The organism is Arthrobacter sp. R3-55 (assembly GCF_054161505.1).
In genome coordinates this window covers 3767029-3781027 of record NZ_CP096423.1, presented here as the reverse complement: position 1 = coordinate 3781027, position 13999 = coordinate 3767029, and the positions used below count along the sequence as shown (strand labels likewise).

General features: G+C 61.4%; 14 protein-coding genes. 5 read left to right on the top strand and 9 right to left on the bottom strand.

Going from position 1 to position 13999, the window contains the following annotated elements; all coding sequences use genetic code 11:
* Positions 1–44: 44 nt before the first annotated feature.
* The 3 genes from M1D51_RS17290 to M1D51_RS17280 all read right to left on the bottom strand — a co-directional run bounded on the left by M1D51_RS17290 (position 45) and on the right by M1D51_RS17280 (position 1870).
* On the bottom strand, positions 45–452 hold the full coding sequence (locus M1D51_RS17290; protein ID WP_458107371.1) for an Hpt domain-containing protein: 408 nt from the start codon (positions 450–452) through the stop codon (positions 45–47).
* Positions 436–1086, bottom strand: coding sequence for a signal peptidase I (locus M1D51_RS17285; protein WP_458107370.1), 651 nt, complete (start codon positions 1084–1086; stop codon positions 436–438). Before M1D51_RS17285 ends, M1D51_RS17290 begins: the two co-directional genes overlap by 17 nt.
* Positions 1087–1261: 175 nt before the next feature.
* On the bottom strand, positions 1262–1870 hold the full coding sequence (locus tag M1D51_RS17280; RefSeq protein ID WP_458107369.1) for a TasA family protein: 609 nt from the start codon (positions 1868–1870) through the stop codon (positions 1262–1264).
* Positions 1871–2147: 277 nt separating this feature from the next.
* Between M1D51_RS17280 and pnuC the strand changes: the two genes are divergently transcribed.
* Genes pnuC through M1D51_RS17265 form a run of 3 tightly spaced genes read left to right on the top strand, consistent with a single transcriptional unit; the run spans position 2148 to position 4691 of the window.
* Positions 2148–2813: a nicotinamide riboside transporter PnuC gene (pnuC, locus tag M1D51_RS17275; protein WP_458107368.1), complete on the top strand. Its 666-nt coding sequence runs from the start codon at positions 2148–2150 to the stop codon at positions 2811–2813.
* A gap of 1 nt (position 2814) precedes the next feature.
* Positions 2815–3924: an AAA family ATPase gene (locus M1D51_RS17270; RefSeq protein ID WP_458107367.1), complete on the top strand. Its 1110-nt coding sequence runs from the start codon at positions 2815–2817 to the stop codon at positions 3922–3924.
* Positions 3921–4691, top strand: coding sequence for an NUDIX hydrolase (locus M1D51_RS17265; RefSeq protein WP_458107366.1), 771 nt, complete (start codon positions 3921–3923; stop codon positions 4689–4691). Before M1D51_RS17270 ends, M1D51_RS17265 begins: the two co-directional genes overlap by 4 nt.
* Before the next feature lie 28 nt (positions 4692–4719).
* On the opposite strand, the gene M1D51_RS17260 is transcribed toward M1D51_RS17265, so the two are convergent.
* From M1D51_RS17260 to M1D51_RS17235, 6 genes are all read right to left on the bottom strand, one after another.
* Positions 4720–5406: a DedA family protein gene (locus tag M1D51_RS17260; protein ID WP_375154254.1), complete on the bottom strand. Its 687-nt coding sequence runs from the start codon at positions 5404–5406 to the stop codon at positions 4720–4722.
* A gap of 117 nt (positions 5407–5523) precedes the next feature.
* On the bottom strand, positions 5524–6603 hold the full coding sequence (locus M1D51_RS17255; protein WP_172324452.1) for a LacI family DNA-binding transcriptional regulator: 1080 nt from the start codon (positions 6601–6603) through the stop codon (positions 5524–5526).
* Between the two features lie 38 nt (positions 6604–6641).
* The gene (locus M1D51_RS17250) at positions 6642–7541 is read right to left on the bottom strand and encodes a carbohydrate ABC transporter permease (RefSeq protein WP_172324451.1); all 900 of its coding nucleotides are present in this window, start codon (positions 7539–7541) and stop codon (positions 6642–6644) included.
* Positions 7541–8419 (bottom strand): carbohydrate ABC transporter permease, encoded by an 879-nt coding sequence (locus tag M1D51_RS17245; protein WP_172324450.1) that lies wholly within the window; start codon positions 8417–8419, stop codon positions 7541–7543. The genes M1D51_RS17250 and M1D51_RS17245 overlap by 1 nt, the downstream gene beginning before the upstream one ends.
* Positions 8420–8465: 46 nt before the next feature.
* Positions 8466–9803: an ABC transporter substrate-binding protein gene (locus M1D51_RS17240; protein WP_172324449.1), complete on the bottom strand. Its 1338-nt coding sequence runs from the start codon at positions 9801–9803 to the stop codon at positions 8466–8468.
* A gap of 49 nt (positions 9804–9852) precedes the next feature.
* A complete protein-coding gene (locus M1D51_RS17235; protein WP_458107365.1) occupies positions 9853–11289 on the bottom strand; it encodes a family 43 glycosylhydrolase in 1437 nt (478 codons plus the stop codon).
* A gap of 338 nt (positions 11290–11627) precedes the next feature.
* Between M1D51_RS17235 and M1D51_RS17230 the strand changes: the two genes are divergently transcribed.
* Both M1D51_RS17230 and M1D51_RS17225 read left to right on the top strand, forming a co-directional pair.
* Positions 11628–13187, top strand: a complete 1560-nt coding sequence (locus M1D51_RS17230) for a glycoside hydrolase family 32 protein (protein WP_458107364.1) — start codon at positions 11628–11630, stop codon at positions 13185–13187.
* Positions 13188–13312: 125 nt separating this feature from the next.
* Positions 13313–13921 carry a dihydrofolate reductase family protein gene (locus M1D51_RS17225; protein WP_458107363.1) on the top strand — a complete coding sequence of 203 codons (609 nt, stop codon included), beginning with the start codon at positions 13313–13315 and terminating at the stop codon, positions 13919–13921.
* Positions 13922–13999: the final 78 nt, after the last annotated feature.

Genomic DNA, 13999 nt, shown 5'->3' with positions numbered 1-13999 from the left:
TGAGAGATTGCTCGTGCTCGGCGCCCCGGACCCTGAGGGGCCGCTCAAGAACGGAAGAATCCTCTGTGCCGGGTCAGCGAGGAACGTGCGGCCCTGATGAGGTCGGACCGTGAAGCCAGGCATCGATCTGCGGTCTGCCGTAACGCTGGTAGCGCATGGGCGGCGTCGTCGAAGTGGTCCGCCCTGATCATTGATTCGATGGCACGGCACTGGTGCTCCGTCTCCATGGCACCCACCATCGAAGAGCTGATCTTCAGGCTGAGTACGGCGGTGGTGGTCTCCGTGGCGTCATGCTCGTCCACGGCGTGGACGATCCGTTCGATCCGCTGTGGCAGCATCGCGAGGTATTTGGCGAGAAATCGCAGGGCCGGTTCAGGGCTTCCAAGTTCCTCGGCGAGAGATTGGAGCCGGCCGAGGTCCAGTTCACTGCCTGGATTACGCGCGTGCTTCATCGCGGCCACCGGCCGTTTCCTCTGATGCCGACTCGCTGGGGTCTTTGGTCCAGATGGAGGCGAGCATTCCGATGACCAGGATGGTGGGTGCGCCGTACACCAGGATGTTCATGACGATGGGTTCGCGCAGGGCGCGGATGGCGTTGCCGACGCCGGGGATGGTGCCTACGTGCTTGTCCACGGTGGCCCCTTGCAGGGTGGCGATCCAGGGGTCGATGCCGTTGTTGGCGTCGCCTTTGGTTTGGACTGCTACGCCGCCGTCGGCGGTGGCGGTGATGTCGGTGATGCGGTGGGTTTCCACCCGTTGGTCTTCGACCGGGATGTGGTAGGTGATGACGTCGCCGACCTTGACCTCGGCGATGGGGGTGGGGACGGTGACGACGACGTCGCCGGGGTTGATCATCGGCGCCATGGATCCGGTGAGCATGGTGGAGGTTTGGTAGCCCAGGACGCGCGGGCCGATGGCGAGGAAGAGGAATACGAGCGCTGCGAGGACCAGCATGCCCACACCGATTGCCTTGAATACCTTGGTGGCGACTGTGACGACGACGGCGGTCGGCCGGGTCCCGGTTTTGGCCGGGGCGGAACGCCGGCCATGCACTGGGGGAGTAGTGATGGTGCTCAGTGCGCTCATGTCTGGCGTTCCTTTCGTGGTGTTCGACGTGACTTCAGTCTTTCCTGCCCGGCTCAAGAGAGTGTGCGGAGCGGCCTCAAGACTTGATCAGGAAATGGCCAGGAACCGGCCGGAAGGGCATACCGGCCGGCCCCTGGTGTCTATCGGGCGAACCCTATGGGGGTTCGCTGCGCTGCTACTTGGTGGTTTCGGTGCGTTGGGTGCCGGTGAAGGCGAAGGCGATGGTGGAGGTGGCGCCTTGGAAGTCGTTGTTCGCGGTGGTGGGGAACGCGGTGGTGACTTTGAGGTTGTCGGTCTTGGTCGAGGTCAGGGAGGCCAGGTTGTTCAGGACCTTGTTCGCGGCGATCACCGGGCCGTTGGCCAGCACGGTGGTTTTGGTGCCGGTGCAGGTGTAGGGGGCGGCGGTGCCGGTCCAGGCCACGGAGCAGTTTTCGATGGTCAGCTGCAGGCCGTTGGTGGTGTCGGTGGTGAGCAGTGATCCGGTGGCCCCGGCGGAGGTGGTGAGGGTGATGTTGTTCAGGTCCGAGTTGCCGGTGTTGGCCAGGGTGACGAGTTTTTCGATCTTGTCTCCGGGCAGCAGTCCTGCGACGGGGAGGTTCAGGGTGTTGGCCGGTCCGGGTGCACCCAGGGCGATGGTGACGGTGCCTGCGGTCACTGCCTGGGAGGCGGAGGTGGAGGAGGTGAACGCGCCGTAGGTTCCCATGCCGGCGACGGCCGCTGCGGTGCCGACCAGTGCGACGGAGGCGAGGATTTTGCCGGAGGTGGTCTTGAGGCTGATGGCCATGGGAATCAGTGTCCTTTCGGTGGGCCACCGCGGTTCCGGCCGGCCTGTTCTTCGATGTCTGCCTCTCTGGCTGACAAGAACTACTGTGCCGGGGCTGGATCAAGAACAAATCCTGCAAACCCGCAACACTTCCTCAGGAAAAACTCAAGACTCCCGCACGCCCCCAGAGCCATACAACCGCTCTACTCAATAGGGCCCGTCCGAGGTTGTTGTCAGATTGACGATAAGTCTGTTACGTTGTTCTTGTCAGATTGATAATAAAGAACGGAAGACGACGATGATGGCCCTGCTCGATTGGATGAACTCCGCAGCAATCCCCGACCTCTTCGGCAGCCCTGTGAGTTGGATCGAAGTGATCGGCTTCGTCACAGGTGCTGCCTGCGTCTACGGCGTAGCCCGGCAGAAGCTGTGGAACTGGCCTGTTGGCATCCTGAACAATCTCGCGTTCATCGTGTTGTTTCTCGGGGCCGGACTTTACGGTGAAACAGTCCTCCAAGTGATCTTCGCGGTCGTTTCCGCCTACGGCTGGTACAACTGGTTGCGCGGCAACGCAGACACCCGGAACAAGAACGACTTGCCGATCCGTGATGCCGCCGTCAAGGAGATCCTCGTCGGAGCCGGCATCGCTGTGGCCGGCACTGTGGCTGTGGCCTTGGTTCTTACTCACGGAACCGATTCCGAGGTTCCCTGGCCGGACGCCTTCGTGCTGACCGCATCACTCGTAGCAACTTATGGGCAGGCCAAGAAGATTTTCCAGCACTGGTACGTATGGATTCTCATCGATGTGGTCTCCATTCCGCTCTACTTCAGCCGCGGCCTGACACTGACAGCCATCCTCTACTTTGGATTCCTGGCCCTGTGCATCTACGGTCTCATCGACTGGAAACGCGCCCGCAGGACTGAAACGCCGGTTATCCCCGATTCCATCAAGACAGGAGCGTGAGATGTACAAGCAGGCCATGGTCATCGGCAAGTTCTATCCGCCGCACGCAGGCCACACCCACCTCATCACCACTGCCGCAGCGCAAGCCGAAAGAGTCGCTGTCCTGGTCTTGGGAAACCGCTTCGAGTCCATCAGCGTCGAAGCCCGGACCACATGGCTCGCCGAACAGTTTGAGGATGTCAAGGGTGTGGACATCACCGGGATGCGCAATGACTGCCCTGATGACTACTCCTCGGAGGAAATCTGGAAGGCCCAGGCCGAGTTGATGCGTCTGGCCCTGAAATCCCACGGCATATCCTCCATTGATGCTGTGTTCAGCTCCGAAGCATACGGCGCGCGACTGGCCGGGATCTTTGCCGCAGAGCACGTCCTGGTAGACCTCTCCCGGAGCACTTATCCGATCAGCGGCACCCTCTGCCGTGAAGACCTCGGGGCAGCCTGGCCCTGGATCATCCCTCCCGCCCGTCAGGAGATGGCAACGCGCATCATTGTGGTTGGTGCCGAGTCCACGGGGACAACCACGCTGGCCAAGGCACTGACCGAGCATTACCGGACGCAATTTCCCCTCATTATGGACGTTCCCGAATTTGGCCGTGAATACACCTACTTGAAGTTCGACGAGCTGCGCGCCCGTACGCCTGGCGCCGGGCTCCAGGACATGGTGTGGACAGCCCGGGATTTCGGCGTGGTTGGTGCACGGCAGACCGAGTTGGAGAACGCGGCAGCCGACGCCTGTCCCTTGGTGATCGCAGATACAGATGCACTGGCCACCACACTCTGGGAGCGGTTCTACCTCGGGGAAGGCAGCTTTGGCTCCTACCACGCTGCTGACGTTCTGCCGCGGCGGGACGTGTATCTGGTGACCGATCATGAGGGCGTGGAGTTCGAAGACGATGGATGGCGGGAAGGCGAACACCGACGCGCAGAGATGACTGAGTGGTTCAAAGAGACCCTGACTGAAGAGGGGCATTCCTGGATTTTGCTCACCGGCGATCACGACCGGCGCATGAAGACCGCCGTCGGAATCATTGACCTGATCCTTACCCAGCGGAGCAGCCTTGCTTCCCCGCCTTGGGCCACCAGAACCGTCCTGGAAGGAGCAGTTGCATGACCTTCGACGCGACGGCCGCCAAGAAGTTTCTGGAAAGCTACAACCCGCGCGATTATCCCTCCATAGCACTGACAGTGGACCTGGTGGTTTTTGCGGTCACCGACGGCGTGCTCAATGTGGCTTTGGTACGCCGGGGAGGACACCCCTTCAAGGATGCGCTTGCCCTGCCTGGAGGCTTTGTTGGCCCTGAGGAATCAGCCATCCAAGCAGCTGGGCGTGAGCTGGCCGACGAGACAACTCTGGATCTCGGCAGGCTCCCGGTTCACCTCGAGCAGCTGGCCACTTACACCAGCCCGGACCGGGATCCCCGAATGCGGGTGGTCTCCGTGGCCCACTTGGCGCTGTTGGCTTCCGACGGGACCTCACTGCCGAAGATCGCCGCCGGATCTGATGCTGCGTCTGCCGGGTGGTACCCCGTCCATGACGTTCTGCGCGGCAAGGAGATGGCTTTCGACCACGCAACAATACTGGGCGACGGGTTGGCGCGGCTTGCCGGAAAAATGGAATACACCACCGTTGCCGCACGCCTTCTGCCGGAAGAGTTCACGTTGACGCAGCTCCGCACCGTTTACGACGCCGTGTGGGAGACCACCATGGCTGCGGGCAACTTCACCCGAAAGATGACGCCCCGGCTCCACGACACCGGACGGAAGAGCCGCGGCGGTGCCGGTGGCGCCCCGGCCGCACTTTTCACCGCAACTGACCTTCACATCCATCCGCCGCTCACCAAACCGCAAGCGCCGGGCTCCCCAGTTACCCCGGAGTGATGAACCACGCTTATGTCTTGCTTGCTGCCTACTTTGCGTTTGCCTTTCCGCGCCTGACCCTGCGGACAACGAGCCACACTATGAAGGCGGCAACTCCTGCATACACGGCGTAGTTGAGGAACCGCGAGTACTGGTCCACCAAGTGGTACTGCTTGCCGAGCAATGCGCCTAGTCCGATCAGCAGCGCATTCCACACACCCGTGCCGGCGATGGTGAAGATGCTGAACGTCATCAGGTTCATGCGCTCGGCGCCTGCCGGGAGGGAGATGAGGCTGCGCACCCCGGGCAACAGCCTGCCGAAGAAGATCGCGGACTTGCCGTGGCGCTCGAACCAATCGGCTGCCTTCTCAAAGTCTTCCCGGTCAACCAAGGGAAGCTTCGACAGCAAGTTGATGGACCGCTTCAGTCCAACTTTGTAGCCCAGCCAATACAGCAGCAGCGCCCCCGCATAAGCGCCAAGGGTGCTGGTAAGAAACACCAGAATCAGGTTGATGCTGCCTTGCTGGGTGAGGAAACCTGCCAGGGGGAGGATGACTTCGCTGGGAATCGGGGGAAACACTGTCTCGAGAAGCGTCAGCAAGCCCACGCCCCATTCGCCGAGGGCCTCGATGATCCGCGCGGCGACGCCTACGATCCCGGTCAGCTCGTCGGTGGAACCACCTGTTTCCAAAGGGCCGATCAAAGCAATGTCCTTTCCAAGGGCTGACGGGTTCACAAGGGAAGCCCAGTGATGGGGGACCACTGGGCTTCCACCCTCAACGCTATTCCTCCGGGGGCCCGGGGGCAATGCGCACGAGGTACGACTTCGGTCATCCCGGGTACAGCTGCGCCGCTATGCAGGTGAGCGCACCGCCACGGACGCCCGTTCAACCGGCGGGCAGGCGATTTTCACGGCTTTATCAAGGGGAGCCGCCTCCAGGCCCAGGAGCATACGCACACCCGCAGCGCCGAGTTCGTAATGCGGCAGCGACACTGTGGACAGCGGGGGTCGCAGGTGGGCTGCGATGACTTCCTGGTTATCGAAACCCACCACGGCAATGTCCTCTGGAATGGAGAGGCCGTTTTCCCGCAAGCCATCATAGAGTCCCATGGCCATGCGGTCGTTGTAGCAATAAACGGCACTGACCTTGAGCTTGAGCAGGTCGCCTGTAGCGCCGTAGCCGCCTTCCTGGTCCGGGTAGGCCTCCAGAACCAACGCCGGGTCAAAGGCAATGCCGGCGGCTTTCAGTGCGTCCTTGTATCCCTGGAGCCGGCCGTCCCTGGCAGGTGCGGGAGTGGTGGCATTGATGAAAGCGATGCGACGGTGCCCGCCGCGGAGCAGGATCTCCGTGGCAGATTGTCCACCCTGTGCTTCGTCCGGGACCACGGCACGCGCTGCTCCGGCTTCCGGAGAAAAACAGTTGACCAGGACGAAGTCCGATTCCCGAAGGGTCTCAGGGATGTCGGTGGTGCGGTGGAACCACGTGGAGTACAGGATGCCGCGGACCTTATATTCCAGCATCATGGCAATCGCGTCCTTTTCAAGGTCGTGATTGCCCTCGGTGTTGGCAATCAGCAGCGCGTAGCCATGTTTCCAGGCCTCGTCTTGAGCACCGTGGATGATTTGTCCGGCGAACGGCGTGGTGGCCACGCCGTCGGCAACCAGTCCGATGAATTTTGAGGTGCCGCTTACCAACGTTTTGGCCATGGCGTTGGGACGGTAACCCAACCGGGCGATCGCCTCGGTAACGCGTTGACGGGTTTCGTCGGCGATCCGGGCATTCTTCTTTTTGTTGATGACCAAGGAGACGGTGGCAGTGGACACTCCGGCAAGTTCAGCCACTTCGCGGAGGGTCACCGGATGGGCACGGTTTTTTCTGACAGGAACGGCGGGGCTGGCCGCGTTGCCTGACTCTCTCTCCTGCGAAATCATCTGTCCTCCATCAGGAGTATATCCGTCTGCCGTGGCCGTCATCCTTTGTTTGCTCCGCTCTCAAGGCCTTGGATCATGGCCTTGTTGAGGACCAGGAACACCAGCAGCAACGGTGTGATGGTCACGCAGACGGCGGCGAAGGTTGCCGTCCAGTCAACCTTGCCCATGGCGCCGATGTAGTTCTGCAGACCCAGAGGGATGGTCTTGAGGTCCTCGGAAAGTACAAAGGTGTTGGCGAAGATGAAGTCGTTCCAGATGAAGATGCTGTTGACCAACACCACGGTGACCACCGTATTGAGGGACAACGGAAGCGTGATCAGCCCGAAGATCCGGTAAGGACCCGCCCCGTCCAAGGACGCTGCCTCATAGGTTTCACGCGGAATGTACTCGAAGAATGATGAGAAAAGGTAGATGGACATAGGCAATGCAAATCCTGCCAGTGGGATGATCATCGACTGGTAAGTGTCCAGCAGGTTCACTGCGGAGTAGTCGATGAACAGCGGAACCAGCGCGATCTGGACCGGAACAATGATCCCGATCAGGAACAGGCCCCGGACGAACCTGCTGAAGCGGAAACCAAGGACCTGGATGGCATAGGCGGCCATCATGCCGAACAAGACAATGAGGACATTTGCGCCCATGGTGACGATGAAACTGTTCAGGATATTCCGTCCGAGGTCACCGGTTTCGAAGGCCCGGGCGTAGTTTTCCCAGGTCAACGAGCTGGGAAGCGCGAAAGGATCTCCGGTGGCAAAGTCCTGTTCGGTCCGCAGGCTGGTAACGAACAGCCAGGCAAGCGGATAGACCTGGACGATCACGATGAGCATGATCAGGACCCTCGAGAGTGTCCGGTAAAGGCTTGGCCTCCGTCGTCGCTTCTGAGGTACGGGAGCAGGACGTGCACGGGCGGGCTGGGACGGAGCTGTCTGGGTGATCATTAATCTGCCTTCCGCTTGAGCATGAACAAGATGAGGCCGACGGCGATGAGGCACTCGATCACGATGAAGACGGAGATGGTGCTTGCGTAGCCGAAATCCGTGCTGGTGAAGGCTGTCTTGTACATGTAGGTGGTGAGGAGCTCGGACGACTGCCCGGGGCCGCCGTTGGTCATGAGGTACGGGATGTCGAAGCCTCGCAGGCCGTACGTGGTGGCCATGATGGTGGTGGTAATCCAGACGGGTCGAATGTAGGGGAAGCGGATCTTGGTGAAGAGCGTCCACTTCGATGCGCCGTCCAGGACCGCGGCTTCTTCGAGTTCCTTAGGCACGGCGATCAAAGCCGCGTAAATGATGAGCATGTAGAGCCCGGTGAACCGCCATCCTTCAGGGGCGGAGACTGCGGCCAGGACAGTGTTGACGTCGGACAACCAGGCCCGCTCCAAGGAACCCAGTCCTACCCAGTGCAGGAGCTGATTCAGCAGGCCGACTGGATCAATGGAGTAGATGCGGACAAAGAGGAAGGCAATGGCCACCGTTGAGATCACGGCGGGCAGCAAATACAGGGTCTTGATCAGTTCACGTCCCCTGCTCAGGGACGTGAGCAGGCTGGCGACAACCAGTGCGCCACCCAGTTGCAGGACCAGGCAAATGGCCAGGTAGATCAAGGCGTTGAAGAAGGAACGCCAGAAGATGTCGTCAGCGGTGAGCATCCTGACGTAGTTTGCCAGCCCGACGAACTCCATGTCGCTGATGCCGTTCCAGGAGAAGAAGCTCAAGACCAGGGACTGAAGTATGGGGAAGAGGACTGCTGCGCAATAGAGCAGCAGGGGTGGGAGCAGGAAAACCAGGACTGAGGTCCTTGACCTGTTGGGAAGCATGGTGGGCCTTTCGGGCGGGGGCCTTGCCGGCCCCCGCCGTTTCGGTTTACTTGAAGAACTTGGGCGCGTTCTGCTTGATGGCGTCGTCCATGGTCTTGGTGAATTGTTCAGGCGTGATGTTGCCCTGGACCAGGAGGACCAGCTCTTGCTGCAGGCGGCCGTTGGTGGTGGGGTCCAGCTGGGTGTCCCACGGCATGGCCTGCTTTTCCCCGAGGGTGTTGGCCGTTTCGAGGGCCTTCTTGTACAGCGGCGTGGCGTTCGCGGGGACGGTGGTTTCCACGGTGGTGGTGGGGGAGAGCGCCCCGGTGGCAGCGTATTCAGCCGGGTACTTCTGCAACGCGAACTTCAGGAAGTCGCTGACCAGGGGATCATACGTTTTCGAGTTCACTGCCATGCCGATGCCGGAGGGGGAAACGAACTCGTTGGCCGCCGTCACGGAACCCGACGTTGTGGGAAGGGTGAAGAAGTCGATGTCGTCCCGGACGTCAGGGTTGAGTTTGTCGGTGGCGAGGCTGGGAAGTTCCCACGTGCCGATGTTGTACATCGCGGCTTGGCCGGAGGTGAACTGGTTCTGCGCGTCCGAGTAGCCCTGGGCGGAGAAGCCTTCCTGGAAGCACTTGGCCTTCCCTAGCTCGGCCATCCATTGAACGGTCTTCTGGCCGGCGGGATCGCTGAAGGCAGCTTCACCCTTCTTCAGTTTCTGGACGAAGTCCGGCCCTGCAGCCCGGAACGGCTGGTACGCGACGTAGCGTTCCAGCGGCCACTGGTCCTGCCCGTCGATGGCGATCGGCGTGATTCCTGCGTTGCGAAGGGCCGTGCACATCGCCGGGATGTCGTCCAAGGACTGCGGGACGGCCACGCCCGCTTTTTGGAGCAGGGCCTTGTTATACCAGATGAATTCCAGCTCGAACTGGAACGGGATCATGTAGAGGGATCCGTCATCGAAGCGCTGATAGTCCAGGGCTCCGGGCCGGTAGTCGTCGTAGAGGTCCAGCGACTTCAGCAGCTTGTCGGCCTCCACCATCTTGCCCTGCTTGGCCAGCTGCTGGGCGAACGGAGTGGCATCGGTGTCAAACAACTCGGGGAGCTTGTTGGCCGCAGCCAGGGTTTCGAGCTTCTGGATGTAGGAGGGCCGGTCCGGGGTGGTGATGAGGTTCAGTGCAAACCCCGGGTGTTCCTTGGCGTAGTCGTCGGCGAGCTTCTTCATGATGTTGATGACGGCGCCGTCGGCCGGTCTGGACAGGAGCCACGAGATTTCGCGGGGCTTGATCTCCCCGGTGGGGCTGACGTTGGAGGGGTCTGTAGCAGCTCCTCCGCCGCCACAGGCTGTCAAGGCCAGAGCGGCGGCGGCTGCGATGGCGGCAGCACGGAGTAGTTTCTTCATTGCGGCAATCTCCCTTGATTGGAACAGAGGTTGGGTGGGTGCGGGATATTCAGTTGTCGGTGCGCTGTCGTATCTCAAGTTCGGTAACGGTGACGGTTCCCTCGCCGGTAAAGACGCCGATCCTGCCGGTAGTGAGGTCGTACATCCTGGCGCTGAGCGCCACTTGACGGTCGACGACGGCGACGCAAGTGTCGCCGTCGACGATCACTTCAAGGGTGTGCGCGCCCGGGGTGAGGTCGCAGGGCCGCTCAAGTTCGACGTCGAACGGGACATCGCCTGAGACCTGCCATTGGGCATCGCCGGTGACGGCGCGGGGCCAGCGGTCGAAGACGAGCCGGCCGCGCTTGGGTTCCAGGCGTAGCACGTAGGAATGGTCGCCGTCGTGGGTTGAGCGGAGCAGCAACCCGCACTCGGTGGTGTTCGAAGCGATGTCCAGCACCACCTTGGCGTAAAACTGTTCCGGAAGCTCCTCCTCGGACACCAGCGCCGTGTACCCGTCAGGCACATCGAGCCGGGTGGGCACCGCACTTGTCAGGGAGACCGGGACGTCATCCCAGAAGCTCTCCACCAGTTCATCCGCGAAGCAGAATCCCAAGGTTCCGTCCGGGTTTTGGCGGGCTTCCAGCACGGACATGGTGCCGGCCCACTGCCACGGCCCATGATCGGTGTTGTTTTCCTTGGTGGCGATCCAGCCAAAGAAGAACCGGCGGCCATCGCGCTCGGCGGACTTTGAGGCGTAAAAGGCGCGGCCGTCCACGCTGTCCAGGTGCGGCACAGTCCACGGGCCGTCGGGACTCTTGGCCATGCGGTAGCGGGTGGTGAACGATTCCGAGAACTCGGAGTACACCATGTACCACCAGTCACCCCAGACGAAGACATCCGGGCATTCATGGGTGATGTACCGGCGTGGATCCCAGAACGGATCGGTGTACTGCCAGGTCATCAGGTCAGTGGACACGCACTGGGCTATCACGCCGCGGCGGCGTTCCGGGCCGGTGGAGTGGCGGGCTGCCAGCAGCATCCTCCACTGCTTCTTGTCGTCATCCCGGAACACGAAGGGATCGCGCCAGTCACCGGACTCGTAGCCGTCCGGAGCGCCGAAAGTCAGTTCAGGATGCTTTTGCCAGGTCCGCATGCCATCGGTACTGGTGGCGTGCATGACCAACTGGAGCGGAGCGCCGTCGGCCCCGAGGTTCCGGGGGTTCTGACCGGTGTAGAAGAGGTGGTGGACGCCGGATGCGTCCGCCACCACGCTGCCGGTGTAGGCGTTGAAGTCCATGTCGGTTTCGCTGCCATGGTGCAGTGAGACGCCATGGTTCTCAAACTGTGTGAGGTCCTTGGTGGTGACGAGGTTCCAGGACGTTCCGGGCTTTGGGTCTGAGCGGTCTTCGTGAAGATAGAAGAGCCAGAACTCCCCGTCCTTCTCGTAGGGGATAAGGTCCCCAACCCATCCGTCGGCGGGTTGGAAGAAGACTGGGCGTTTCATCTGCGTTGATGTCCGTTCTGCTAAAGCGTTTGACCATTCGTAAGTTAGCCCGGAAGTCTTCTGCGATCAAGCGTTTTAGCAATTTTTATTTTCGAGCAAGTTTAGGGTGCTAAAACGCTTGACCGGAGAATCGTCCGCCACTAATGTCCTGCGTAGCCGATGACTTACCGGACCGCTCGATGCTGAGCCGTCCGGACCCGGCAATGAGTACCGATCCAGCTCTCCATCCGACGTGCAGTTCCAGGCTGCCCGGGACCTTTCCCGACGGCCCTGCACACTCATCACCATGACGTTTGGCGTGCCGTCGCGCCCGCCAAACACTGAGAGGAAACGAATCAATGACGTATGACATCTCTCGCCGCACTGCGCTTCAAGGTGCAGGAGTTGGTGCCCTGGCACTGTTCATGAGCAGCGCCATCCCCGTGGCTGCCCACGCCCGGACATCCCTCCGGGCGATTTATCACATGACTCCGCCCTCTGGCTGGCTGTGCGATCCGCAGCGTCCCGTTCACACCAATGGCGCCTACCAGCTCTACTACCTCCACTCCGGCCAGAACAACGGACCCGGCGGATGGGACCACGCGACTACCAGCGACGCAGTGTCCTACACCCACCATGGAGCGGTGATGCCACTGCAACCGGATTTCCCCGTGTGGTCGGGATCGGCAGTAGTGGACACCGCAAACACCGCCGGCTTCGGTGCCGGCGCAGTGATCGCGCTCGCCACCCAACCCACGGACGGCATCCGAAAGTTCCAGGAACAATACCTTTACTGGTCCACGGATGGCGGCTATACCTTCACCGCATTGCCTGACGCGGTCATTGTGAACACTGATGGACGGACGGCCACCACCCCCGCCGAGGTGGAGAACGCAGAATGGTTCCGTGACCCCAAGGTTCACTGGGATGCGACGCGCAGCGAGTGGGTTTGTGTCATCGGCAGGGCACGCTACGCTGCCTTCTACACCTCGCCCAACCTGCGCGATTGGCAATGGAAATCCAACTTCGACTACCCCAACCACGCCCTCGGCGGCATCGAATGCCCGGATCTGTTCGAGATGACCGCAGGAGACGGAACCCGGCATTGGGTGTTCGGCGCAAGCATGGACGCCTATAGCATCGGTTTGCCCATGACCTTTGCTTACTGGACAGGTTCATGGAACGGCACAGCGTTCATCGCGGACAACCTCACACCGCAATGGCTTGACTGGGGATGGGACTGGTATGCCGCCGTGACCTGGCCGGCTGTGGAAGCACCTGAGACAAAGCGCCTTGCCACCGCGTGGATGAACAACTGGAAATACGCAGCCCGCAACGTGCCCACGGATGCATCCGATGGTTACAACGGACAGAATTCCATCACGCGCGAGCTCAGGCTTGAGCGCCAGCCGGGCGGCTGGTACACCTTGCTCAGCACCCCTGTTCCTGCCCTTGCGAACTATGCCACGTCCAGCACCACCCTTCCGGACCGCACGGTAAACGGCAGCTTTGTGCTGCCGTGGAGCGGGCGGGCGTATGAGCTGGAGCTCGATATCTCATGGGACACGGCAGCGAACGTTGGAGTGTCAGTGGGCCGCTCGTCCGATGGCAGCCGCCACACGAACATCGGCAAATACGGCGACGAGCTGTACGTCGATCGCGCACCGTCGGACCAAAGCGGCTACGCGCTGGCCCCTTACACCCGCGCCGCCGCGCCCATCGACGCCAACGCCGGATCCGTCCATCTGCGGATTTTCGTAGACACCCAAAGTGTTGAGGTGTTTGTAAATTCCGGGCACTCGGTGGTGTCCCAGCAGGTGCACTTTGCTGCCGGGGATACGGGTATCTCACTCTATGCTGACGGCGGTCCGGCCAACTTCACCGGAATCACCATCCGCGAGTTCGGGAATCCCATCTAAGGCTGCACTTAAAGCTGGAAAGAACGACGGCGGCGCAACAGCGGGCGGAAGCGTCCGCCGTCGTTCTTTGAGCACGGTTGACGTTCTCACCTTGACAAGCCGCGCGCGCCCAACAGACTGAAGGGATGTACAGGAATCGCCGGGTCTCGGCCCAGTTCTCGATGTCGCTGGACGGCTTCATTGCCAGCGATGATGACAATGTGGGCCCCTTGTTTGACTGGTACGAGGCAGGGGAGGTCGAAACCTGGATGCCGGGCCACCCCGTACCGTTCCATCTCAGCGAGGCCGATGCAGCCTACTGGAACTCGCTTCCACGCGAGGGAGCGTTTATCTCGGGCCGGAGGCTGTTCGACATCACCAAAGGCTGGGGAGGGCACCCACCCAACGAATCACCCACCGTGGTGCTTACGCACAGCGAACCGCCGGGGGATTGGCCGCCGGCCAGAAGGGACGGGTTGCCCGTGCCCTTCGAGTTTGCCGGTGACCTGGAAACGGCCTTGGAACGTGCTGCCGGACTCGCAGCTGGAGGGGAGATCGGGGTTGCCGGTGCCGACGTCTTTCAACAGTGCTTGAGGCGCGGAGTGGTGGATGAGGTCCGAGTGGACCTGGTTCCGGTGCTGCTCGGAAACGGTATCCGGCTGTTCGGAGAACGTGGCGGCGAGCTCTTGCTTGAGGACCCCGTAGTGGTTCCGGGCGCCCGGGTGACCCACCTGAAGTACCAGGTTCGCCACTAGGCAGCGGGCAATAGGAGGTTATCCACAGCGGTCAGGAAGCGCACGACGGCGGGTCCCCGCCTCAGATAGGCTGGTCAT